Genomic DNA, 23907 nt, shown 5'->3' on the forward strand with positions numbered 1-23907 from the left:
ATATCGTGAGCACAGAAGAGCATGTCAGCGGCGTTTAACTGGCCGGATAATCCGGAAGATCTTCCGAGTGCCAGTCAATCTGCGGCTCCCTATCTTTTTCACTGCATTAGGATTTGGGGCAGGATACTGCATCAACCTAATCCTGCCTCACTCTTTCTTACAACAAAGTGAACATTCACTGGCAGAGTTAAGGGGATCTCCCCAAACAATTCATGCGGCGGCGCCAAGCCCAAAGCAACAGGCCTTCCAGCAGTACCTGGATAGTTTAGAGAGGGCACTGGTCGCTGACAGTTTATTTCAGTCACAACAAACCATCGAAGATCATGCACAAAAAAGCATATACCCGTAAGTTTTTGCAACAGCGCAAATTTTACACCTTCCTACCGCTAATCGTTTTGCCTTTTTTAACACTCTTCTTTTGGATGCTGATTCGCAAAAACAATGGAACCGCAGCCCAGGGTAACGATCAAAAGGGGTTGATCCTGAAATTGCCGGAAGCATTTTTAAAGGATGACAAAGATTTAAACAAGCTAGGCTATTACAAGAAAGCTGCCGAGGATTCGGCACGTCTTCGCGATCTCATCGACAAGGATCCGTATTACCAGGATACTTTACTTGCTTCCAAGACTGGACCGCTAGGAGTACCATTAAAAGATTTGGACGGGCCAGGTAAAGGGCGCAGAGCTTCTGGACAGTCTGCTCAAGCGGACAGCTCCGAAAAACCAGACCAGCAGGTGCATAAAAAACTAAAAGAGCTTGACAAGGTTCTTTCGCAAACCAGTAACCCGAAATTTGATTCAAAGTCAGACAAGCAATCGGAAAGAGACAAGAAAAATCTGAGTCCTGACATGGTGCGTTTGGAACAGATGATGGCAGGACTAGAATTGGAAGAGCCAAGTACGGAAGAAGATCCGGAAATGACAGAGCTCAACGGGATGCTTGACAAAATCATGCAAATTCAGAATCCGGCCTTGGCTGAGGAAGAGTTAAATGAGCAATCATTGGCAAAAGCAAAGCAAGTTTTTCCAGTGATTACTGCTGGCGAAAATGTCAATTATACATTGCTGACGAGCGCAGAGCCAGATTCGGTTTCTTCACATAACAGCCCCATCTCAATGATAGGCTTTTATTCTCTTGATGACAAACAGACAGTTGCCGTAACTCACAATGCGATTGAAGCTATCATCGATCAAAATCAGACTTTGGTAACCGGCGCAACGATCAAGCTCAGATTGGCTGCCGATGTTTTCATCGGAGGAAACCGCGTGTTGGCAGGAAACTTCCTTTATGGAAAGGTCAGTTTAAACCAAGAGCGGTTGCGAGTTAACATCGAGTCGATCAGGTCGAACAATTCCCTGCTCCCAGTTGATCTGTCGGTTTACGATATGGATGGCGTCGAAGGAATTTATATTCCTGGTGCACTGTCAAGAGATGTCGGCAAGCAATCCTCTGACCGCGCTATCCAAAGCGTAAACATTCCGATCATTGATCCTTCCATTGGTGCCCAGGCGGCCAGCGCTGGAATTGAAGCGGCGAAAACATTCCTGGGCCGGAAAACCAAACTCATACAGGTTAGCGTGAAAGCTGGTTACCGGGTGCTTCTCAAAGACGCCAACGTGAAGTCTATCTAATTCAATTACATACTAATCAACTGTTATCATGAGAATTTTTCTTTTATGCCAGCTACTGCTTTGCCTGCTTTTTCAGGCAAACGGCTTCTGTCAGGTTACTGGAACCAGCGTTATTGATCCGTTCCCACTGGAAGTGACGACAAGCAAGACCACCCATTTGATCTTTCCATTCGGGATCAAAACCGTAGACCGGGGAAGCCGCGATATTCTAGCCCAAAAGGCGACGGGTGTTGAAAACATTTTACAAGTAAAAGCCGCCAGACCTGATTTTGATACGACGAACCTGACTGTTATCACGGCTGATGGAAAACTGTTTTCATTTCTGGTGGGATATGCAGACCAGCCGCTATCCCTGAACATTCAAATTAATAGTGCTGCCGTCGAAATTGCAACTTTTGGAAATGGAGATCTGAATGATGGCAAGGTAGCTCAGTCAGCACTTTTAGCAAAGAGCAATCCAGCTCATAATGTTTCCATCAAAGAAAGATCGTCGCAGTCAGAACTATTACTGTCAAGCATTTTTGTCGATGACGATTTGCTACTATACAGCATTGAGCTTGCAAATAACTCTGCATTAAAATACGAGATTGAAAACCTGAGGTTTTTCGTCAGGGACAAAAAGTACCGCAAGCGAACGGCGATCCAAGAAACTGAGATAAAGCCGCTTCATATTCTTGGAGACACCAATGCTGTCTCACCTCAAACGTCGCACACTTTCGTCTTCGTTCTTCCTAAAATGACCTTCCCAGACAAAAAGTACCTTGCCGCCCAGGTCCAGGAAAAAAATGGGGGAAGACACATGACTCTTAAAGTCAGAAACCGGCATCTTCTTAAAGCCCTTCCAATCCGTCAATAATCATCCAACTAAATTTTAGAAATCATGAATGAAAAAAATTTCGAATATCTGCGCGATCAAGTTAAATATTCCGGCTTTGGGGAAGGCCTGGAAAACCAGCTAAAAGAAAACATCAAAAGACAACTGCCTGAATTTACGCTTCAACACCAAGGGACATTTGGGAAAGATGAAGTCGGTAGCGCGCTACATTTTAAGCGCTCGGCCACGACCGATATGTATTTCTTTAACAGCTATACCGCTACCATGAAACAGGAACAGGCTGGCAGGGATTTGAACCAGACTTTTTACATTGGCAAGGATAACAACATTACCTTGAAAGAGGGTTATAACCTGATGAACGGGCGGGCTGTCAATAAAGACCTGACTAATAAAGAGGGAAAAATTTATAATGCCTGGCTTCAAATGGACTTCAAGCAAACAGATAGCGCGGGGAACTTTAAACTCAAACAATTTCACTCAAACTATGGGTTTGATCTTGAAAAAGAAGTTGCTAAGCATCCTATCAAGGAGATCCAGAATACCAGGACAAATCCAGGTTACTGGATTCGCTTCAAAAAGGGAACCGCCAAGCAGTAACTTTTATGGAGCATGGCAGCGAGCAGCGCCGGTATATTGAGGCCAACCCACAGTTCAAATCCGTGACCGTTTATGATGCAAACATGCACAAGATCCATAACCGCCAGTCTCAGCAGTTATCACAGTCCAATGCCAACATTCAACAGCAGAGAAATGGTCAGGAGTTAGTTGGGGATGACGAGAAGGATCATCATTCCGGCAAGAAAACCAAGAAAACAAAAGGGATATCAATAAGCCAGTAAGCTATGGATACAGCATCCCACCTTGACCGGTTTTTCAAGGATATCAGTGTAGACGCACGCGTAACAGTGACGCACATCAGCATCTACGCTGCCATCCTTCAAAGCTTACGGAAATGCGGCACAAAGTACCTGTCAATGTTTGGTTTTGAATTGATGCAAGTCGTCAAAATTTCCAGCGGGAAAACCTACTACAAAGCGGTCCGCGAACTCAATGAGTTCGGCTACATCTGTTACGAGCCGTCGTTCAAGAAAAACAGGCCGAGCAGGATCTCACTGCCTGAGTCTAGTGATTGACCAACAAAATTTTTGAAAGATGAATATTGAAGTTATAACCAAGGAAGACTTACAAGCCTTACGGCGAGAGCTTCTGGAAGATTTAAAGCAGTTTATATCCAGCTCGAAACAAGAGCCGAAGAAATGGCTTAGAAGCGCTGATGTACGAAAGATGCTCAATATCTCGGCTGGCACCCTTCAAAATTTGAGGATAAACGGACAATTAAAACCCAGCAAGATTGGAGGATCATTTTTCTATGCATTCCAGGACATCCAGTCGCTAATGCTCGGTGATACAAAACGAACAAAATGATGGAAAGATCAATAGCAAAATTCTTTAACCGGATCCTGATAGACCGACGGGTAAGGGTCTGGCACGTTGGCACTTACCTTGCCTTGGTCCTGCTTTGGGATAGAAACAGACAATCGAGTCCATTCCAGGTAACACGGCGGATGATCATGCAAATGTCCAGAACAAGAAGCCCGGCGACATATCACAAGTATTTGAAGGAGCTAGAGACCTTCGGCTACATAAAATATCTCCCTTCATTTCATCCTACGCAGGGAAGTAAAATTTGGCTGTTTGAATGAAATACTGTGCAGGCCTGTATCAAGTCTGGATCCTGCTAACTGTAATATTTAAATTTGCTCAGATCATCCATCATTAAATATCGAGGCTATGGTTCTAGCATTTGGCATAACATCAGTCATGACTTATGGAGCGGTTTTGGTTTTCGTTGGCATAGGATTACGGCTCTTTGTAGGTCAGCGCAGGTTTAGCAGAAGGGGCATCGGCGGGACGCAACAATACAATAGTTACTGGTCGGCAATCCTAACGTCAACTTTGGAATGCTTGCTGATGATTGTCTCGGCACTGGCAATTGTGTCAGGGACTTTTTTATTTATCATAGAGCTTTTCAATACGCGTTAATAACCTAGTTTTCAATCGTCTCAAACAATAAACCGCCGCGGATGTGGAGCTGATTGAAGCTTCGCATCCGCGGCGGCCTTTTTTGTCGGCAGGAAAAGGGGAGACACGCTCCCCTCATCTAGTTAAGATTTAAAGCGGCTGCCCCATCACGTGCAACGTCAGCACAAAGGTTAAAAGCTGCTTGCGTACGAAGCTGGGCCGTGCCCCCGAGAACGATCGATTTTAACTTTGCCTCATCGTCTTGGAATTTGCGAACATTCTGAAAATAACCAGTGACCGCATTATAGGCACCGAAAACGGTGCCCATTGTCGTCGGTAATTGCTGTGTGGGATTCGATAATGCGTATTCATAAACATCCTCGACAATGTTGACGAACTGTGTTGAGAGCGCATTTACTTTTCCATCTTTCAGATTCCCCAAAACTTCCTTGTTGGGTGCCATAGCGATCTCGATCAGTCTTTTAAGTTGAGGATCGGTAATAGGCTTTTTTGTCCATCGATTGAAGGTTGCTCCGATCTCCTCACTATACCTGCTGGCTATGCCCATCACTTTGTGAGCTGTTCTTAACCTTTCGGCTGCATTGCTCGTGTGCCGGATCTTGACCACGTTGGTCATATTTTTCATCGCAGCGTTGAGCGTGTTGGCACAGACAATTCTGACAGGCGTAAAAGCTGCCGTAATACTTCCGCTTCCATCGTGGGAAGTGGTCAGGAACAAATATTTTTCAATCAGATCATCATTGCCAACCTTAATATAGCCCGGTAATTTGGCAGTAATAAAGATCCGCTCTCCTTTGCCCAAAGCCCCGGCTGTTTCATACATAATCCCATCACCGCCAACAATGCTATCAAAAAAAGTGAATGCGTCCCGGTTTTGAACGATCTGATAATCCTTGCCGACTACTCCCAAAATAGCATTGTTGTCTGTCCGCATAGTCGCAAAATATCCTGGGACAGAAATGGCAGGCATATTCTGTTCTTCATTCTCGTGCAGCCCCTCGGTAAACAGTTTAGCTTTTTCAACTCGGTAATCTAATCCGGCATGGACGATTGCCTCTTGGCTGGTCGGGTACTGATCGACAACTTGTCCGAGCCCGTGCCAAGCTTTTTCCTTCACAGAAAAAAAGCTGTGTTTGTCACTGTTTTCGTTGAAATTGATGTTGTGAGCCATGATTTCACATGTTAGAAGTTAGAAATAATTTTCTTTCTTCTTCCTCTCTTTCTCCTTTAACAAAATGTTTGACAAAGAAAAAACGAGAAAAAAGAAAGCCCTTCTAACAGTGGCCCACAACAAGCCAAAAGGAAACGGAATAAGTGCCAGCATGGCTGGCGGCTGAATTTGCGAAACCTAAATCAATAGAGAAGCCGCCATTATGCCGTAAGCTTTTGGCTGCTTTGAACAATCTTCGGAAAATAGGCCACTAGTTTAGCTGCGCTTTTGCCGAGTTTGTTTGTCAAGCATGAACTTAGTAGTTCCTCAGATCTTTCATTTGATACTTTTTGCAAGCCAATAAACCCGCTACTCCTGTGGTCGCATCAAAAATCTAAGTAATACTTCTGGTTATTTCGGCAAAGCATGCCGCGTGTTCCAGACTTGCTGAAATCCGTTTCTGGGTACAAGCCGGGTACAACAAAATGTTGTACTTGAAGAAGTTGCTTCATGCATTTAAGTTTGGATCGCAGCTGGTAGCAGGGCTAGAAACATAACTAAAAACTCATATCTCTATGATCGATAGAAAAGCAAGCGGAAGGAGTTCCTCGGGCAGTTTGCCGGCAGACCACTTGGTAACCATCAAAGATTTGGAAGAATTCAAGCAGGACATTTTGCAGGAAATCAACAAGTTATTGAAGCACGGACGTCAAGACACAACCAAGAAATGGCTTAAATCCAGGGAAGTCAGAAAGCTCCTGGACATTTCCCCTGGCAAGCTGCACCAGCTTCGTGCAAACCGTCAGTTGGGCTTTATGCGGATTGGAGGTGCGATCTACTATGATTACGTAGACATCGAAAAGATGTTTGAATGTTTCAAAACGCCTATGTCTAAATAAAAGTCTTACCATCGCTATGAATGGATTTGGCAAACAAGTCCCGCCAACCTGGCATCAGGTCAGCGTTTACTTTGTGCAGCAGGCTGCTTGTATTAAACAGGCGGTAGATTTCTTCAAGCATTACCAGTACCGACGGTGGCGCAACGATTCTGGTAAGCCAGTAACAAATTGGAAGAAACTTGCCTGGACATGGATCTGGTATAGGACTTCGGGGAAATGAAGAGCGTTAGGCGACGTCTTATGCTATGAGCAATTTAGAAAAAGAGCTGTGGCCAGGTTGGTCACAGCTCTTTTTCTTCAAGCAAACTCACGCAGGCTACCAGATTTCGAGAAAAGTTTCTGTCTGACCTTGGCCACATTTTCACTGATCCGCGACTTCCGGACACGGCAATAACGCATCGTCGTCCGGATACTCTTGTGTCCTAGCATCTTGCTGACATCTTCAAGTGGGACACCATTATTAAGCATCAAATCAGCAAAGAAGTGACGGGCATCATGGGTGTCAAGCCGCCTGATGGCACCAGTAATGTCCCGGATCTCACAGAGGTCTGCTATCTCCTTTAAATAAACATTATACCGGTAGTTACTATTTACAGGGATCAGTTTGTTATTCGCAATGCAATACGGATGGTTCTTATATTTGGAAATCAGTTCTTCAACAATTGGCAGTATCGGCACCATCTCGCCAACTTCTGTTTTACCCCGATGTTTAACAAGCCAACGTTCTTTCTTTCTGCCCACCAAGACAATGTTCTCCGGCGACAAATCATAGATGTCTTGATAGGCAAAGCCGGTAAAGCACTGGAAAATGAAGGCATCACGGACCTCGGCAATCCGCTCTACGCTAAAATGCTTCTGTTGGATTTTTTCAACCTGCCAAAATTCAAGTGGGATAACCTCAACATCCCCGCCGGAGCATTTAAACCCATCCATCGGATTGGAGGCGATGAATTTCTTTTTAACGCCGATTTTGACAATTTGTCTTACCCACTTCACCTCTTTTCGTGCAGTTACTTCTGCCAAAGGCTTTGAGACATGTAGCGTCAGATAATCATAAAAGTCCTCGGCGACGGTGTCCGGGAGTGAAGAAAAATAAATGTCGTCGCGGTCAAAGTGGTATTTGATGAAAGCTGCGACCTTTTTCCTGGTGCTACGCCAGTGCTTCAGGGTTTGAAATGAGGCATTACCTACTTCAACGCGTTTCTGGAATTTGACGATGAACTCGTCACAGACTTCCAGCACGCTTTGCTCATTCTTTGCAGTTGGCTTAACGAGCTTGGGTTCTTCGATTGCAGGCTTGCCTTGGTAAACATTCTTGACCATGGCAGGGGTTACCTGCGGGAACTGCGTTTGAAGACCATTGAAGATCCGCTCGACGTCGGTTTGAAGCTGGGCCAGCTTCTGGTTGGCCAGTTTTACTTCCATCCCGCCGCCGACCACTTGTTTGGCATCCGAGTCCCAGGATTCCGGGTTTACTTTCTTTCCTGTTGAGATTTCAGTGTACTTACCGTTAATAGTAATCCTGGCATAAATAGGGGCTTTGCCGTCTGTTTTCGCTTTTTGCCTGTACAGCCAGAAGAGTACAGTCAGGTTTTGTTTGAAATTCATCATCCTCACATTTTAAGGTTAAAAAACATTTTATGTTTGAGAAACCCTGGTCAAAATCGCCTCTGTCAAACATGTCCATTCGGTAACCTAATTTAGTAAGCAAAGCAGGTTACCGAATAGGTTACCGAATGCTTTGATCTGGATTGAATTAGAATGACTTGCTTATCTTCGAAAACAGTTAAAAAATGACGTTTTTAAACGAAAAAAGCGCCCTTTGAGGCGCTTTCAGTGATCCCGCTGGGATTCGAACCCAGGACCCATACATTAAAAGTGTATTGCTCTACCAGCTGAGCTACGGAATCTTATTTCTGGTTTTCTTTTCGAACTCAAGACCCATACTTTAAAAGTGTCGGTCCGGCGATCCGGTTGCTCTACCAGCTGAGCTACGGAATCTTGCTTTTCTTATTATTGGCAATCTTGTATTAGCCGTGGCCTTTTCCGTAATTGCGATGCAAAAGTAGAATTCTTAAAAGTATAATGCAAGCCCTATTTAAGAAATACCTGGCTTCCGGGATCGTATTATGTGCGCTTTTTGCCTGCGGGCCAGCTGTGGCAGTAGATATGAAGGAGTTAAAAACGGCTGATTCTCTGTTCGCTATGGGCAGATACCCTGAGTCGCTCCTACTCTATCGAAAAAATTTTGACAGGGATGAAAAAAATAGTCAAAGCTTACTCCTTAAACTAGCTTTCCTGGCTGAAAAGACTAATAATTACACCGACTGCCTCTATTACCTCAGTAAACTTGCCCTCCAAAATCCTTCCAGAAGACTGTTCGAGAAGATGGACAAACTTGCGGAGGAACACAATCTTTCAGGGTACGAATTCGATGACTACAACTACTTCATCATTTTTTATAGAAGATATGGTGACTATTTCCCGCTTCTTTTATTGACATTGGGTACCTATATTGTCGTCATAATGGTTACAAAGACAAGAAGACGGGAGCCGATCCTCCAAATCCATAAAATTTCTATTATCGTTTATTTGCTGGTGTTACTGGGGATACTAAACATCCCTTCGCTTTATCAAACGTGCATTGTGGTCAATGAAAATACATTTTTAAGAGACGAACCATCTTCCGCCGCCCCTGTGGTTGAACAGGTTGGAAAGGGACATAAGCTCACTATTCTCGGATCAGTAGATCACTGGAACCGGGTCATTTGGAACAACAGGATCGTCTACATCAGAAGAAATGATCTTTGGAATATCTGACAGGCCGATGGTATCATTTTTGCAGCGTATAAGTTTGTATGTATATTTAAGGGTTAAATTTTTAAATTAAATTGTATGAAAAAGCCAATGAAACGTTTTTTACTATTGATCGCGGGGGTTCTGATGTTGGGATTTGTGTCTTCCTGCAAAGAGGAAGGACCTCATAAAGATGACATTGTAAGATTCTCTGCAGTCATTAATAGTACACCTACTGTTCCGAAAGCTACTTCCTCTGCTCAGGGCACCGGGGTTTTCGAGTACAACAAAACTACCATGGATCTTAAATACAATATTACTTACCAGAATATCACCCCTACATCAGTCAACATCCACAGCGCTAACCCGGCCTGGGAAGCAGGACCAATGGTTTTTCCTCTTTCTAATATGCCGGCAGGAAACCAGGTTCAGGGAAATGTCAAACTGAACATTGAGCAACAAACCATGCTGATTACCGGAATGCTTTATGTGAACATTCCAACAGAAGAAAACATTTATGGCGAGATCCGCGGTCAAATCCTTGCCGACGATTTCGAAGAATAAAAGATATAATCTATCAGAATGAAAAAGAGCCGCCGCATCTATGCAGTGGCTCTTTTTCATTCAATCAGTTACCTATTTCTTCTTGCCTTTCCGTGAACTCTGATATTCCTCTACTTCTTTCATAAGCGAACTCAGGTCGTCGTTCTGGTCTGACGTATATTCCAGAGTAGCTGAATAGTCCGACTGGCTGATCTTAAGTACATCAATAGGTTTATCCAGGTATTCCTGTATTTGTTCCAGGACAGGCTTTTCCTCCGGACTGCAAAAAGATACTGCAAGTCCCTTCTGTGTGCCACGTCCGGTCCGTCCTACTCTGTGCACGTAATTTTCGGGCTGCTCGGGCATATCGTAGTTCACTACATAATCTACATTCGGAATATCGATCCCCCTTGCACTCACATCCGTCGCTATCAGGACTTTCGTTTCACCTGTTTTAAACTGGTTTAATGCCTTTACGCGGTCAGCCTGGTCTTTGTCACCGTGAATAGTCAGGCTTTTAATCTCCATTCTTTCCAAAGCTGCAAATACCCGCTCTGCCCGCACTTTTGTCCGCACGAATACCAGTATTTTACTTTCAGGATTGGATTTGATCGTTCTTTCGAGAAAAAAACGTTTATCATCCATACCCACAAAAGCTACTGAATGGTTAATGTTGCGAGCTACGGGGTTGTTCGGAGAAATCTGGATCCTGATCGCATTCCGGACCAGTGAATAAGCCAGCTTTTTTATTTTTTCGTTAATAGTAGCCGAGAAAAATAGCGTCTGCCTTTTCTTGGGCAGCAATTTAATCAGGTCCTGAATGTCTTTGATAAATCCCAGATCAAGCATGTGATCTGCTTCATCCAGGATCAGTATTTCCACTTTATTCAGCTTGATATGCCCCTGGCTGGCCAGATCAAACATCCGTCCCGGCGTGGATACCATAATATCAATTCCTTTTTCAAGCTGTGCGATCTGCGGTCCCTGCTCTACTCCGCCGAAAACACTGAACACCTTCACTTTTGTATGTTTCGCCAGCTTGCTAAATACCTCTGTAATCTGAATCGCCAGTTCTCTCGTCGGTACCATCACAACACATTTTATACCGTCAGAGCGGCCGGAAGACTTGTCCCGGGCGAGTAAGTCAACAACCGGAATGGCGAAGGCGGCCGTTTTGCCGGTACCTGTTTGCGCAATGGCCAGCACGTCCTCCCCCTTCAGAATGGCAGGAATTGCTTTGAACTGAATATCGGTCGGTCGCTTGAACCCTGCGGTTTCGAGGTTTCTTTTGATCTCAGCCGAGATGTGATAATCTTCGAATTTCATATATAAAAATAGTGGCAATGCTTATCTGCAAGCAACGCCCGTGCAAATAGCATCAAAAGTAGCTTAAAACAACCGATTAACATCAAAGCCCTGGCTCGTAGAAACGCAGGCGGTTTTTCAGGGACATAATCTCTTTGTATTGGTATTCCACACGAGCAAGCAAGTTATCGATCGCTTCGATCCCGGCCAGGTTAATATCCAGGTCGCGGTGAAGCCTGATCAACCGCTCTATCCTTTGCAGCTGCGGAATGTGCAGGAAGCGCCCCTGATCAACTTCTACAAATTCTATCAAATCGCTGCTTTCAAGCGACTCCACAAATGAATATTCCACCTCATAATAAGTGCAGAATGCATCGATAGCTATCAATTGATCATTTTCCATAACAACATGGATTTAAGATTTTGATAATTCTGTAAACAACTCTTTCTGACGCTCGGTAAGGTTCTTCGGTATTTTCACATCAAATGTCACATACAGATCTCCGAAATGGCCTTCTTTTTTGTAAACCGGAAAACCCTTGCCCTTCAACCTGACAACACTTCCATTCTGCGTTTCTGGCTTAACAGGCAGCTTGACCTTTCCGCTTAAGGTTTCCAAAATCAGCTCTCCTCCCAGCACAGCCGTGTAGAGGTCCAGCTCTGTTTTCATGTGGAGATCATTTCCAGCCCTTCTGATATTATCATCGCTCTGTACCTGAAAAGTTATATACAAGTCCCCTTCAGGGCCTCCATTGCTGCCTTTTCCTCCGTGACCTGCAATTTTGATCGTCTGTCCGTTTTCGATGCCGGCAGGAATGGTAATGCGTATATTTTTCCCATTGACGGTCAGCATCTGCTTATGCGTTTCATATGCCTGCTGCAAAGTCAGCACTACTTCCGCCTGGTAATCCTGTCCGCGAAAACGCGCCTGTCGTGCGCCCCCGAAGCCACTTCCCGAGCCAAACATCGACTCAAAAAAATCGGAAAACTGATCGCCTCCCGAATACCATTGTTCCTGTTGGCTACCAGCACTTCCACGTGTTCGGCGCGCTTTTTCAAATTCTTCACTATGCTGCCAGTCCTTGCCGTACTGATCGTATTTCTTGCGTTTTTCAGGATCGCTCAGTACCTCATTTGCTTCGTTGAGCTCCTTGAATTTCTTTTCTGCCTCCTTATCGTTCGGATTCAGGTCAGGATGAAATTTGCGTGCGAGCTTTCTGTAAGCGTTTTTGATCGCTTTCTCGTCGGCATTTTTGTCGACGCCTAAAATCTGATAATAGTCTAAAAACGGCATAATCAGTACACGATAATGTTGATTAATAGTAAGTGTGCGGGATCAGGAATGATACTATTTTCGTTCCATCATCTCGATGTACAAGTCTTCCACTTTTTTTCGTGCCCACGGCGTTTTTCGCAAAAATTTAAGGCTCGATTTGACGCTCGGGTCGTGGTTAAAGCTATTTATATTAACATGATAACCCATTTGCTCCCATCCATAATAGTCGACAAGCTCGTTTAAAATCGTTTCGAGCGTTTTGCCGTGAAGTGGGTTATTAGGCTGACTTTGCATTTTAAGCGCGTTTTGATATAAGTTTTAAAGTAGATTTAACCATCTAAATAATTATTAAGCCAATAGTTTAGTTCAAATCTTTTTTCTTCTGATGGAACAAATCAACTGGGGTATAATTGGCTGCGGCAATGTAACCGAAGTAAAAAGCGGCCCCGCATTTAATAAAGTAGAAAATTCAAAACTCGTGGCAGTCATGCGCCGCAATCCCGGGCTGGCAGAGGATTATGCCTCCCGGCACAATGTTCCCAAATGGTATGACGATGCCGACGAGCTGATCAACGATCCGGAAGTGAACGCAATCTATATTGCTACCCCACCCGACGCTCACGAAGAATTGGCGATGAAGGCCATGCAGGCAGGAAAGCCCGTTTACATTGAAAAACCAATGGGACGCAACTTTGCGGAATGCGAGCGTATCAATGCCGAAAGCAAACGTACAGGCATTCCCGTCTTCGTCGCCTACTACCGCCGCGCGCTGGACTATTTTCTGAAAGTGAAAGAACTGGTCGATAACAAGGTGATCGGCGACATCCGTTTTGTAGATATTTATTTGCAGTGGCAACCCTACGACGAGGAAATCGGCGACAAGCCAAAACCCCGATGGCGGGTTGACCCGGCTATTTCGGGAGGCGGACATTTTCACGACCTTGCCTCGCACCAGTTTGATTTACTGGAATTCATTTTTGGTCCCGTCAAATCAGCAACCGGTTTTGCCCGGAACCAGGTCGGCCTTTACACAGCCGACGATATTGTTGTCGCAAGTTATGAGTTCGAGAGCGGAGTTTTGGGTAAAGGAAGCTGGTGCTATACCGTCAACAAGGAGCAGCGTACAGATCACGCGCAAATTGTCGGATCCAAAGGCAGGATCAGCTTCTCATTTTTTGAAAAATTCGATATTAAAATAGAAACTGAAAAAGGTACCCAAACCATTAACATTCCATATCCAACCCATGTACAGCAGCCGCTCATTGAGCTGATCGTTCAGGACTTACGCGGGGAAGGCAAATGCCCGAGTACCGGTGAATCAGGCGCACGCGCCAATCTGATCATGGATTGGATTACTCAGAAGCAATAATTTTCGTTTTTGCTGATACAAAATTTTATACTATTTCTGTTATTTGTAAAACGCTAACTCAAAATGAACAGTCATGGCAAAAGGTAAGAATCTTGACAAAGGCAGCACCAAAAAAGAGCCTGAAAAGACATTGAAGGAGAAACGTGCAGAGAAAAAGGCAAAAAAGGACGGTAAGAAAGATTACTGATCTGAGAAGACTGGTCCATAAGAGAGCTCCGCAAGGAGCTTTCTCTTTTAGTATATCTCCCGGTTGGTTTTGTATTTCGCCAGCCTTTTTTTCGACCGGATGATTTTGGAATGGATCTTGTTCTTTTCGTCCGGCGACATATAATCGTCCGCCATCGCTTTGTCGATAGCCAGCTTGATGATCTCCTGTTCGTTTTTGAGTTTCCTGTATTCGTTTTCAGAGAGCTTTTTGCTTTTATAACTTATTTCGATCTGCCCGTTCAGTTTTTTGAGGTCCGCCTTGAAGTTTTGGGCGAATGCACCGGCTGAACAAAGAAGGGCAAGGAAAAAAGTGGTAATTAAATTTTTCATGGAGAACGTTTTGCAATTGCTTTTGTCTGACTGTAATGAGCAAGTTTCAGGTTGAAGGCCATAAAAATACATGCCAGATTTGTATAACAAAACATTCATCCAATGGACCAGCAAACTTATAATTACGAGAAAATTGCAAAAGCGATCGAATTCATTGTTGCTAATGCGAAAGAACAGCCTTCCCTGTTTGATGTTGCGGAAGAAGTAAACATCAGTCAGTTTCATTTTCAGCGCGTCTTCTCCGAATGGGCTGGCGTGAGCCCGAAGAAATTTCTTCAATACATTACAGCCGGTTACCTGAAAGAAAAAATCCGCGAATCTTCAAACCTCGTGGAACTGGCTGAGCTGGCGGGCTTGTCGAGCCAGAGCCGCGTTTATGACCATTTCACTTCCATTGAAGCGGTTACTCCCCAGGAATTCAAAAGTTCTGGAAAAGGACTCGATATCAGCTATGGTTACCACGAAACGCCATTCGGAAACTGCTTCCTCGCTGTGACCGAACGCGGAATTTGTGCAATGGCTTTTGTTGACGCGGACACGAAGGAAGACCAATTGATCCGTCTCGCCAAAAAATGGCACTACGCAAATATCAAGGCCGATCAGCATATCACGTCCGGCTACATTCGCAGGATATTCAGTCCGCAACAAAAATCCCTGGAAAAACTACCGCTCATCGTTCAGGGTACCAATTTCCAGCTAAAAGTATGGGAAGCGCTGCTCAGCATTCCGGCCGGAGCCGTGACGACTTATCAGCAAATTGCGCAAAGCATCGGTCATCCTCGCGCAGTCCGGGCAGTGGGTACCGCCGTCGGTGACAACCCGATCGCATACCTGATTCCCTGTCACAGGGTTATCAGAAAAGAAGGAATTTTAGGTGAGTACCGCTGGGGAAGTCTTCGCAAAAAGGCACTGATCGGCTGGGAGGCTGCCCACCAGATTGAGGAATAATTTGCACAGCATATTTTGAACTAAATAGTATAATTGCACTCAAAAGCTATTGTAACACGCTGTATTTCAACGTATAGATAACACCCTCAATACAACTTTTTCAGGATGGACTGATATTGGAAGCCGGTTATTTCAGTAACTAACCAATTCATCAGACATGAAAAAGACATTAATCCGCACACTGGCTATTGTAGCATTCGTAGCCGCGGTAAGCACAACAAGCCAGGCTCAGTTCTCGCTTGGACTTCAGGGAGGTATTGCAAAATCAAATGTAGAAGATTCCAAAACGGTGGCAGGCGGTGGAGTTAACTTAAGAGTATTTACCTCACCACGTTTCGCCGTCGGTGTGGCCGGGAAAATTTATGCAGATGGAAGCGATTATACTTTTGCAGGACAAACTCTGAGCTCGACTGGAACACTTACACCAGTTACCGGTACACTGGACTATTACTTTGCGGAGGGCCTTTTAAGACCTTACATCGGTGGCGACGCAGGGGTGTATTTCTCTAAATACAATGCAAAGTTTAACGGTAATACGATCGTTGAATCTTCTCGTCACAGCAATTTTGGCGCGGCACCACGAGCAGGTTTACTTTTTGCATTTGGTAACATGGGTATCCAGGTAGAGGGTATTTACCATTTTGTATTCGGGAACAAAAACCACAGGTCCACAACCGGCAATGCCGACAACATCGATTTTGAATCGACATCACAATTCGGCGGTGTTAACGTAGGTATTATTTTCGGTCTGGGAGGTAAATAAGCCACTTTTGAAAAGGTATTGAAAACGCGTCGGGAGGCGCGTTTTTTTTGTTTCTAACGGCATTCAATCTTAACTTGCATTGAAAAAATCTGCATTGAAACCTCCAAACGCATTTAAAGAGCAAGTATCTAATTGGTTTTTATCAATGGGTTTTGAATGCTCGGAAACAAGCGTAGTTGCAGAAATCTTTCCTGTACTTACTATTAATCTGCAACATCGGCGCCAACTCTCCCTGATTTTGATCGATATGAATAGCTGGCTCAAAACAAAGGTGTCAGTAGATTGGCCGGCCTGCATTCAATATGTCCGGGAAGCCCGGGAAAATGGCTTGAAGATCATCGTATTGTGGGAGGATTTTTGGGTTAACAATCAGGAAATTGTACAGTCAAGGCTGGTTGCTGTACTGGGACTTGCTCATAAAATTCCGGCCAGGCTCACAAAAGTGCGCAGGATAGACAAAGAAACTGCAAACCACTTTTTGTCTGAAAACCATTTAAATAACGTTGTATCGGCCAAATATAAATATGGCTTGTTTCTTCCTTCAAGTTATTTCAGGGTCCTGAGCACCGCATTAATGCCCGACCCTACGTCTGCCGAACTATTGGTAGCCGTTGCAACATTCAGCTTCCCACGCATTTTCAATAAAGAAACAAACCCGCTGCGCTCGCATGAACTGATCAGATTTGCAAGTTTGAGGGGTACGAATGTGGTCGGTGGGCTTGATAAGCTTTTGCAGGCATTTATCCGCGACAAGGAGCCAGGCGATATCATGACTTATGCTGATGTAGAATGGTCTGCCGGTGACAGCTATGCTAAACTAGGTTTTAAAACAATTGCCCAAACGCAGCCGGAAGCCATTTACCTTGATCCCGAGACAAGGCTTCGAAAAAGCAGGGCAGAACTGGCAGCCGCATCGTCGCACAACTATGTACAAATCATGAACATGGGAAGCATCAAGTTTGTCAAACCTGTGAGTATTCCCGGCCAAACCGATTCGGAACATGTCCAATGAAAAACCGCTCCTGGTCATTCTGGGCCCTACGGCCTCGGGAAAGACGCATCTGGCAGTGCAAATTGCCTCCGCACTGGGCGGAGAAATTATCAGTGCGGATTCCAGACAGGTATACAGGGAAATGAATATCGGCACCGGTAAGGATCTTGAAGAATATAGAGTCGGAGGAACGCCTGTCCCCTATCACCTGATCGACATTGCAGATCCCGGTAGCCAGTATAATGTCAACGACTTTCAGCATGATTTCGAAGGAATTCATCAGCATATTATCGCAAAAGGCAGTGTTCCAATACTTTGCGGTGGCACTGGCTTCTACATTTACGCATTGCTGAAAGGTCACGCCTACTCGGCAATACCAGTTAATACTCAACTTCGACAGGATCTTGAACAATTGCCCGTGGAAGAGCTGAATCAGCGATTGGAAAGATATGAAACTGAATATCAAAAACTTGCGGACACCTCTACCAGAAAACGATTGATCAGGGCAATTGAAATCTCTGAATACCTCACTGCTTTTCCGGAAGCAGGTATCCAATTCACGAAACCCGGCATAGATCAGCACAGCATTATTTTCGGACTTAACCCGCCTGTTGAAATAAGGAGGGCAAAGATCAGCGCCAGGTTGGATCAGCGGCTTGCCAGTGGCTTGATTGAAGAAGTAGAGCAGCTTTTGAAAAAACTGTCGCCCGAGCAGCTGATTTATTATGGCCTGGAATACAAGTATATCACGCAGTACCTGATCGGAGAAATGGACTTTGCAGCGATGAAAGCACGGCTGGAAACTGAAATCCATCGCTTCGCAAAACGACAAATGACCTTTTTCCGAAAAATGGAGAAGGACGGGCTTCGCATTCACTGGCTCAGCCACGAATCGACAGAAGCTGAAAAAGTAGACTTTATTTCTGAACAATACCTTGCATTCGGCTCAGCGAAAAGTAGGAGTTGAATCATAAAAATCGCGTCATTTAATGCAATGAACAAAAAATTAAGCAGCCTGCTGTTATTATTGGTACTGACCGTCACAGACGCCTACCTGCTGGCTCACCCGAACCTGATCGGCAGGATAGGTATTTTTATTTACAAACACATTTATATCCGAAATTTTCCCAGGGCATTGCTCACGGTGATGCTGGCGGTTGGGATTTCGCTTGCGCTCTGCGAGTTGGCCTACCGGTTTCTCGGAAAAAAAGCGGCAATCGTATTTTTCTTGGTTTTGGAAGTGGTTGCAGTAGCCTGGTTTATATATATCTATGTGAGCTTTTCGTCATTTTCGTACCGGCTTACGGGCAAGGCATTTATTTATGGCGCACATTTGCTGCCGGCGATTTTGATCGGCATTTTCAGTCGTTACTTTTTCAAAAGGGTATTGGAACCTGGTCTGATTAACGCGGATTTGGATGTGCCGAAGGTGCCGGACAGTCGGCAAATCTGAGAAGTTTTAGAGCGATTTTGGAACTGGGCGGGGCAAGGCAGTACAATATGGTATTATTCCATTCTATTATGAAATATTATTGTTCAAGACTTGATTTTTCACAAATAAAACATGGATAATAATAGAAAATACGCCGTTTTTTAAGATATTGCGGCTTGTCCCGGACGAGGAAATCGCCTATTCCGGAGCTGTTTAACACAAAATTAATTTGTTGGATAAGTAAATCGTTGTCAAGCTAAATCTTTGCAAAGCGTTGACCTGATTTGGACCTGTCCCGTCATTAACCTTTTTAATTTTATTCTTAATTGTATGTCCCAAATAGCTGAATTAACCCTTGATGGTAAGAAGTTTGAATTCCCGGTAATTGAAGGAAGTGAGCAGGAAAAGGCGATAGATATTGCGAAGTTGCGTGACCAGACAGGGTATATTACGATTGATGCCGGCTACAAAAACACCGGTGCAACAAAAAGTGCCATTACTTTTCTGGATGGCGAAGAAGGTATACTGAATTACAGAGGATATTCGATAGAAGATTTGGCCGAAAAGGCATCATTCCTGGAAGTTGCATATCTCCTTATTTATGGGGAACTGCCTACCGAAAAGCAATTTGCAGATTTTGAACACGAGATCCGGACGCATACACTGGTCAATGAAGATATGCGCAAGATTTTCGAGGGTTTCCCGGTCAATGCGCACCCGATGGGCGTTTTGTCGTCGCTGGTGAGTGCAATGAGCTCTTTTTACCCCGATTCTGAGCAAAATGGTGAGGAAGTTACGCAGCTGCATATCATACGCCTGCTTTCAAAATTGCCTACCATCGCAACCTGGTCTTACAAAAAGTCACAGGGACATCCGGTAAATTATCCTCAAAACGACCTGGACTACTGTTCCAACTTTTTGAACATGATGTTCTCGCTGCCGGTAGCGAAATACAATGTGGATCCGGTAGTATCGGCTGCACTGAATAAACTGTTGATCCTGCATGCAGATCACGAACAGAACTGCTCCACTTCAACTGTCAGATTGGTTGGTTCTTCCCATGCTAATATATACTCATCGATCTCTGCCGGTATCAGCGCATTGTGGGGCCCGCTTCATGGAGGCGCCAACCAGGAAGTGATCGAAATGCTGGAAGCGATCAAGAACGACGGTGGCGATACCCAGAAGTATATCGATATGGCCAAAGACAAAACCAGCGGTTTCCGCCTGTTTGGCTTCGGTCACCGTGTTTATAAAAACTTCGACCCGCGCGCGCGCATCATTAAGAAAGCCGCCGACGATGTATTGAATAAGTTGGGCATTAACGATCCGGTTCTGGAAATTGCTCAGAAACTTGAAAAAGCAGCCCTTGAAGACGAATATTTCGTAAGCCGCAAGCTATACCCGAATGTAGATTTCTACTCAGGTATCATTTACCGCGCGCTGGGTATTCCTACCAATATGTTTACCGTAATGTTTGCAATAGGCCGCCTTCCGGGTTGGATCGCACAGTGGAAAGAAATGAGGACCAACAAGGAACCGATCGGCCGTCCCCGTCAGATCTACGTAGGCGCCCCAAAAAGGGACTTCGTAGCAATGAGCGAGCGGTAAGATTATTAAATTTAAATTTCAGGCAGGACCACACGCTTTTAGGGGTCCTGCCTTTTTTATGGTGATAGCCTTTCGATCTTCCAAACGTTACCTTCACTTTTCGTATAGGCCAGCCTGTCATGCAGCCGACTGGGCCTTCCCTGCCAGAATTCTATAAAATCCGGGATTACGCGGTAGCCTCCCCAGTGCGGTGGCCGCGATACCGTCTGCCCTTCAAATTTTGTCTCAAAATCTTTGGTTTTTCCCTCTAGAAACTCCCTGTCAGGTATCACCTCACTTTGATCCGAAACCCAGGCACCGATCTGGCTTCCACGTGGCCGGACAGCGAAATATTCCGACGATTCTTCCTCACTTGTTTTCACCGCAGCACCTTCAATTCTGACCTGTCTTTCAAATTCCTTCCAAAAGAAAGTAAGCGCGACCTGGCTGTTCTCTTCCATATCCCTCCCCTTCCTGCTACGGTAGTTTGTAAAGAAGGAAAAACCCTGTTCGTCAAGATCTTTCAGCAACACCACACGTGCCGACGGTCTACCATTTGAAACCGTGCTAAGCAGCATTGCATTGGCTTCGGAAATACCTGCTTCCACAGCTTCATCAAACCATAACCTGAACTGTTTCAATGGATCCGCTTTCAGATCAGCCTCACTGAGACCTTTTAAATGATAATCGTGACGAATTTTGGCAATATTATGGTCCATTTGGTACTAATATGTCAATGTTGAGAAGTCAAAAGTAGCCATTTCAAGGGAAAGATTGTTAGATTTGTAATTCGAGAAGACGTACTTACGAAACAAGAATCACGATGGCACAAGAACAACAAGAAGGGGTCAAAAGCGAGGAGCAGGAAGACCTTGCACAAAAGGCGGTTGACACCCTTGAAATTGATCTTAACAATGAGTTAACGGAAGAGCATGAGGAGGTTGCGCCAGACGTTGATTACACCCAATTATCGAAGGAACAGCTGATCGGCATATTAGAAAATGAGCTGTCAGCAATTCGGGAAGAAGGTGCTAAACCTGCTTTGCTGAAAAAGGCAGAAACGGTTTCACGGGAAATACGTCCGGTACTCGATCAGATCAAATTGAAGGAAAGAGAAACTGCACTTCAGTCCTATATTGCTGACAATGGTGGTGAGGAAGGTTTCGAATATAAGTATGATGCGGATACCCAGAAAATTGATTCCCTGAGCAGAGAAATAAAAGGGCTGAAAAACTCTTACTATCAATCTCAGGAGAAAGAGAAAGAGAAAAACTTCAATGTAAAGACCGCTTTGCTTCAACGCTTACGCGGCTTGCTTGAAGAAGAAGGAGGGCGTGAAACCGACGCGTCCGGGTTGAAATCAAGCTGGGAAGAATTTAAGAAAATACAGGAGGAATGGAAAGCCGCAGGCAATATCGCTTCCCCTCATAACGGAACATTATGGGCAACCTACAATGCACTGATCGACCGTTATTTCAGCAACAGGAATATCTACTTCGAATTAAAAGAACTCGACAGACGACGCAACGCAGAATTAAAGGCTGAGCTGTGCGAGAAAGTAGAGGAACTGGGTAAATCGTTGGAGAACCGTCCGATGACCAAGGAAATCCTGAACGAAGCCAACCATATTTTCGAAGATTACAAACACCTCGGACCTGCCCCGAAAGAGGAACAGGAAAAGCTCTGGCAGCGCTTTAAAGAAGCGCTGGACGTACTTTATGACGCGCAGCGGGGCCAGTTTGCCGAGCAAAAAAAGTCCATGCAGGAGAACTACGAACAGAAGCTGGCGATCTACGACGCCATTGTTCCGTTTACCACATACAACTCCGGCAGCATTAAGGAATGGAATGCCAAGACGAAAGAAATCATGGCTTACCAGGATCAGTGGGTTGCGTTGAAAGGCATTATGCCCCGTGAGGAAGGCAAAGATCTTAGCAAGAAATTCTGGGCTGCATTGAAAACCTTCTTTAATAACAAAGGAGAATTTTTCCGCCAGCTTGAATCGAAAAGAGAGCAGAACCTTGAACTGAAAACGCAGCTTTGCACGGAGGTTGAAGCGCTTCTTGCCACCGGTGAGGATAATCCTGCCACCACGCAAAAAGTAATTGAATTACAAAAGAGATGGAAAGGGATCGGTCAGGTCCCTGAGAAATATAAAGACACGATTTATGATCGCTTTAAAAAGGCCTGTGACGGCTATTTCGACCAGAAACGTGCAAAAAACAAGGAAGTAGAGGAAGAATTTGAAGGCAATCTGGCGCGTAAGATAGATCTGATCGAACGGATTGAAGCCGCAGCAAAAGGCAAAGATGAATCTTCACTAAACTTGCTCAATGCGTTTAAGAGCGAATGGAGCTCGATCGGCTTTGTTCCCAAAAAAGATATGCAGTCAGTTCAAAAACGGTATATCGCGGCAATTAACACTTACGTAGGCGCTATTGGTCAGCTTTCAACCAAAGAAAAAGAGCAGGCAGTGCTGGAAAGTGAAGTGGAATTGGTAAGGGATGGAGAAAACACACGGAACCTGTACCGGAAGGAGAGCGATATCCGGCGCAAGATCACGCAGCTTGAAAACGACATTGCGTTGTGGCAAAATAACATTGAGTTCTTCGCCAAGTCCAAAACTTCTGACAGGTTGAAAGCAGAGTTCGACAGAAAGATCAACAGTGCGCTCGGGCAGCTGGAAGAGCTGAAACACCAACTCTCTATTATTCAGGAAGCTATCTGAAACCTTCAAAAATTTTAGAAAAAATTATCGCAAAATATTGCTTTATATAATCTCTGAGGCTACTTTTGCACCATGATAACGGAATAAGAAACCGCAATCATAAAATAAAAGCCTCCATAGCTCAGCTGGTAGAGCAACTGACTTGTAATCAGTAGGTCGTTGGTTCGATCCCGACTGGGGGCTCTTGAAAGTCAAAGAGTTAGCTAATTTAGCTAACTCTTTTTTTATTCACCAACGTTGAATAAGTAATCAATTTCAGCGCGGGTCCAACGCAAAGAGCGATACCTTTCTCACGAACATTTCAGCCCCCTCGGATTGAAGCTGAATACGACCTCTGGAAGGTTTCACGGCAGTTGCCTGATTCACCAGTGTGCCGTTCAGATAGATGCTCACAGAATCGTCCCTGGCTATACATTCAATTGTGTTCCATTCTCCCAAAGGGTTTTCAAGATCATTCCGGCCGCGAAACCCTTTCTCATCGCGCCATTCCGGGTCCCGGCCAAACCAGTCGATCCGTCCGCTATGAACGGTCAGCGGCTCACCGCCAGGTATAAAAACATTCGCTGTACCAGTTTTTTTAGCTATCGTAGCAGTAATTGCATAGGAGTCACTGCCATCGCCGACGACCAGCAAATCTCCGGTACCACCTTCTATGATCTGGCATTCAATGGAACGCATCCAAATCCCGCGGTACCCCCCGTCAGGCCCCGTCGAGTGAACCAGCAAGCCGCTGTCCCGTGCGCGGTCTATCCTTGGAGCATAGGTTTTTTCACCCCATTTGAACTCTAACAGTAGCTTATAGTTCTCATATTCATTGTTCGTAACGATACTGCCGTACTCTTCCCCGGAAACGTGGATTAGCCCATTTTTAACAGAGAATACACTTTTGATATCGTTGTCCTTACCTCTCTTTGATATAAAGGAATACCAGCCGTCTAAGCTATTGCCGTCAAAAAGCGGAATCTCTTCCGGTTGCTTTTTCTGCGCAAAAGTGAGGGTATGACAAGTGCTCAGGGCAATTATTAAACTCAGAAAAAATAGTTTTCTCATGTCGTGTTTTACAAAGCTGGG

At 44.8% G+C, this 23907-nt stretch carries 26 protein-coding genes and 2 tRNA genes; 18 read left to right on the forward strand and 10 right to left on the reverse strand.

Translation table 11 applies throughout. The features are described 5' to 3' along the window. Positions 1–323: 323 nt before the first annotated feature. The 6 genes from traM to FXO21_RS26205 are packed head-to-tail and all read left to right on the forward strand — an operon-like array spanning position 324 to position 3891. A complete protein-coding gene (gene traM / locus FXO21_RS26185) occupies positions 324–1631 on the forward strand; it encodes a conjugative transposon protein TraM (protein ID WP_149642860.1) in 1308 nt (435 codons plus the stop codon). 28 nt (positions 1632–1659) lie between these two features. Then, positions 1660–2487, forward strand: coding sequence for a conjugative transposon protein TraN (gene traN / locus FXO21_RS26190; RefSeq protein WP_149642861.1), 828 nt, complete (start codon positions 1660–1662; stop codon positions 2485–2487). A 24-nt stretch (positions 2488–2511) separates the two neighbouring features. Next, positions 2512–3063: a hypothetical protein gene (locus FXO21_RS26195; protein WP_225865875.1), complete on the forward strand. Its 552-nt coding sequence runs from the start codon at positions 2512–2514 to the stop codon at positions 3061–3063. 5 nt (positions 3064–3068) lie between these two features. Next, positions 3069–3305, forward strand: coding sequence for a hypothetical protein (locus tag FXO21_RS29025; protein ID WP_225865876.1), 237 nt, complete (start codon positions 3069–3071; stop codon positions 3303–3305). Positions 3306–3308: 3 nt separating this feature from the next. Further along, positions 3309–3599 (forward strand): hypothetical protein, encoded by a 291-nt coding sequence (locus FXO21_RS26200; protein ID WP_149642862.1) that lies wholly within the window; start codon positions 3309–3311, stop codon positions 3597–3599. A 19-nt stretch (positions 3600–3618) separates the two neighbouring features. Next, the gene (locus FXO21_RS26205) at positions 3619–3891 is read left to right on the forward strand and encodes a helix-turn-helix domain-containing protein (RefSeq protein WP_149642863.1); all 273 of its coding nucleotides are present in this window, start codon (positions 3619–3621) and stop codon (positions 3889–3891) included. Positions 3892–4627: 736 nt separating this feature from the next. Here FXO21_RS26205 and FXO21_RS26215 read toward each other — a convergent pair. Beyond that, on the reverse strand, positions 4628–5680 hold the full coding sequence (locus FXO21_RS26215) for a DUF932 domain-containing protein (RefSeq protein WP_149642864.1): 1053 nt from the start codon (positions 5678–5680) through the stop codon (positions 4628–4630). 554 nt (positions 5681–6234) lie between these two features. Between FXO21_RS26215 and FXO21_RS26220 the strand changes: the two genes are divergently transcribed. Further along, positions 6235–6558 carry a helix-turn-helix domain-containing protein gene (locus tag FXO21_RS26220; RefSeq protein ID WP_149642865.1) on the forward strand — a complete coding sequence of 108 codons (324 nt, stop codon included), beginning with the start codon at positions 6235–6237 and terminating at the stop codon, positions 6556–6558. 297 nt (positions 6559–6855) lie between these two features. Here FXO21_RS26220 and FXO21_RS26225 read toward each other — a convergent pair whose 3' ends face one another. After that, the gene (locus tag FXO21_RS26225) at positions 6856–8169 is read right to left on the reverse strand and encodes a site-specific integrase (protein ID WP_149642866.1); all 1314 of its coding nucleotides are present in this window, start codon (positions 8167–8169) and stop codon (positions 6856–6858) included. Between the two features lie 226 nt (positions 8170–8395). Then, a tRNA-Lys gene (locus FXO21_RS26230) sits at positions 8396–8468 on the reverse strand. A 175-nt stretch (positions 8469–8643) separates the two neighbouring features. Here FXO21_RS26230 and FXO21_RS26235 point away from each other — a divergent pair. Continuing rightward, positions 8644–9378: an SH3 domain-containing protein gene (locus tag FXO21_RS26235; protein WP_225865877.1), complete on the forward strand. Its 735-nt coding sequence runs from the start codon at positions 8644–8646 to the stop codon at positions 9376–9378. A gap of 75 nt (positions 9379–9453) precedes the next feature. Next, on the forward strand, positions 9454–9918 hold the full coding sequence (locus FXO21_RS26240) for a CHRD domain-containing protein (RefSeq protein WP_149642867.1): 465 nt from the start codon (positions 9454–9456) through the stop codon (positions 9916–9918). 72 nt (positions 9919–9990) lie between these two features. Here the strand turns inward: FXO21_RS26240 and FXO21_RS26245 are convergent, their stop codons facing one another. The 4 genes from FXO21_RS26245 to FXO21_RS26260 all read right to left on the reverse strand — a co-directional run bounded on the left by FXO21_RS26245 (position 9991) and on the right by FXO21_RS26260 (position 12772). After that, the gene (locus FXO21_RS26245) at positions 9991–11223 is read right to left on the reverse strand and encodes a DEAD/DEAH box helicase (RefSeq protein ID WP_149642868.1); all 1233 of its coding nucleotides are present in this window, start codon (positions 11221–11223) and stop codon (positions 9991–9993) included. 82 nt (positions 11224–11305) lie between these two features. Further along, entirely contained in the window at positions 11306–11605 is a 300-nt protein-coding gene (locus tag FXO21_RS26250) for a chaperone modulator CbpM (RefSeq protein WP_149642869.1), read from the reverse strand. Positions 11606–11617: 12 nt separating this feature from the next. Then, positions 11618–12496 carry a DnaJ C-terminal domain-containing protein gene (locus FXO21_RS26255; RefSeq protein WP_149642870.1) on the reverse strand — a complete coding sequence of 293 codons (879 nt, stop codon included), beginning with the start codon at positions 12494–12496 and terminating at the stop codon, positions 11618–11620. 54 nt (positions 12497–12550) lie between these two features. After that, on the reverse strand, positions 12551–12772 hold the full coding sequence (locus tag FXO21_RS26260) for a VF530 family protein (protein ID WP_149642871.1): 222 nt from the start codon (positions 12770–12772) through the stop codon (positions 12551–12553). Between the two features lie 91 nt (positions 12773–12863). Between FXO21_RS26260 and FXO21_RS26265 the strand changes: the two genes are divergently transcribed. Continuing rightward, positions 12864–13847: a Gfo/Idh/MocA family protein gene (locus FXO21_RS26265; RefSeq protein WP_149642872.1), complete on the forward strand. Its 984-nt coding sequence runs from the start codon at positions 12864–12866 to the stop codon at positions 13845–13847. 234 nt (positions 13848–14081) lie between these two features. Here FXO21_RS26265 and FXO21_RS26270 read toward each other — a convergent pair whose 3' ends face one another. Beyond that, on the reverse strand, positions 14082–14384 hold the full coding sequence (locus FXO21_RS26270; RefSeq protein ID WP_149642873.1) for a hypothetical protein: 303 nt from the start codon (positions 14382–14384) through the stop codon (positions 14082–14084). A 102-nt stretch (positions 14385–14486) separates the two neighbouring features. Here FXO21_RS26270 and FXO21_RS26275 point away from each other — a divergent pair, with 102 nt between their 5' ends. The 6 genes from FXO21_RS26275 to FXO21_RS26300 all read left to right on the forward strand — a co-directional run bounded on the left by FXO21_RS26275 (position 14487) and on the right by FXO21_RS26300 (position 20129). After that, on the forward strand, positions 14487–15332 hold the full coding sequence (locus FXO21_RS26275; RefSeq protein WP_149642874.1) for a methylated-DNA--[protein]-cysteine S-methyltransferase: 846 nt from the start codon (positions 14487–14489) through the stop codon (positions 15330–15332). 157 nt (positions 15333–15489) lie between these two features. Next, complete coding sequence (locus tag FXO21_RS26280; RefSeq protein WP_149642875.1) at positions 15490–16095, forward strand: outer membrane beta-barrel protein; 606 nt, start codon at positions 15490–15492, stop codon at positions 16093–16095. A 79-nt stretch (positions 16096–16174) separates the two neighbouring features. Beyond that, positions 16175–17107, forward strand: a complete 933-nt coding sequence (locus FXO21_RS26285) for a hypothetical protein (RefSeq protein WP_149642876.1) — start codon at positions 16175–16177, stop codon at positions 17105–17107. After that, the gene (gene miaA / locus FXO21_RS26290; protein ID WP_149642877.1) at positions 17097–18053 is read left to right on the forward strand and encodes a tRNA (adenosine(37)-N6)-dimethylallyltransferase MiaA; all 957 of its coding nucleotides are present in this window, start codon (positions 17097–17099) and stop codon (positions 18051–18053) included. The genes FXO21_RS26285 and miaA overlap by 11 nt, the downstream gene beginning before the upstream one ends. A 27-nt stretch (positions 18054–18080) precedes the next feature. Beyond that, on the forward strand, positions 18081–18539 hold the full coding sequence (locus FXO21_RS26295; protein ID WP_192579330.1) for a hypothetical protein: 459 nt from the start codon (positions 18081–18083) through the stop codon (positions 18537–18539). A 309-nt stretch (positions 18540–18848) separates the two neighbouring features. After that, the gene (locus tag FXO21_RS26300) at positions 18849–20129 is read left to right on the forward strand and encodes a citrate synthase (protein WP_149642878.1); all 1281 of its coding nucleotides are present in this window, start codon (positions 18849–18851) and stop codon (positions 20127–20129) included. A gap of 56 nt (positions 20130–20185) precedes the next feature. Here the strand turns inward: FXO21_RS26300 and pdxH are convergent, their stop codons facing one another. Beyond that, the gene (gene pdxH / locus FXO21_RS26305) at positions 20186–20827 is read right to left on the reverse strand and encodes a pyridoxamine 5'-phosphate oxidase (protein ID WP_149642879.1); all 642 of its coding nucleotides are present in this window, start codon (positions 20825–20827) and stop codon (positions 20186–20188) included. Positions 20828–20931: 104 nt separating this feature from the next. Between pdxH and FXO21_RS26310 the strand changes: the two genes are divergently transcribed. Both FXO21_RS26310 and FXO21_RS26315 read left to right on the forward strand, forming a co-directional pair. Then, complete coding sequence (locus tag FXO21_RS26310; protein ID WP_149642880.1) at positions 20932–22836, forward strand: DUF349 domain-containing protein; 1905 nt, start codon at positions 20932–20934, stop codon at positions 22834–22836. Positions 22837–22946: 110 nt separating this feature from the next. Continuing rightward, positions 22947–23019: transfer RNA gene (locus tag FXO21_RS26315), tRNA-Thr, on the forward strand. A gap of 72 nt (positions 23020–23091) precedes the next feature. Here the strand turns inward: FXO21_RS26315 and FXO21_RS26320 are convergent. Next, positions 23092–23886 (reverse strand): 3-keto-disaccharide hydrolase, encoded by a 795-nt coding sequence (locus FXO21_RS26320; protein ID WP_149642881.1) that lies wholly within the window; start codon positions 23884–23886, stop codon positions 23092–23094. Positions 23887–23907: the final 21 nt, after the last annotated feature.

This window comes from Dyadobacter sp. UC 10 (assembly GCF_008369915.1).
In the GTDB taxonomy this organism is placed as follows: domain Bacteria; phylum Bacteroidota; class Bacteroidia; order Cytophagales; family Spirosomataceae; genus Dyadobacter.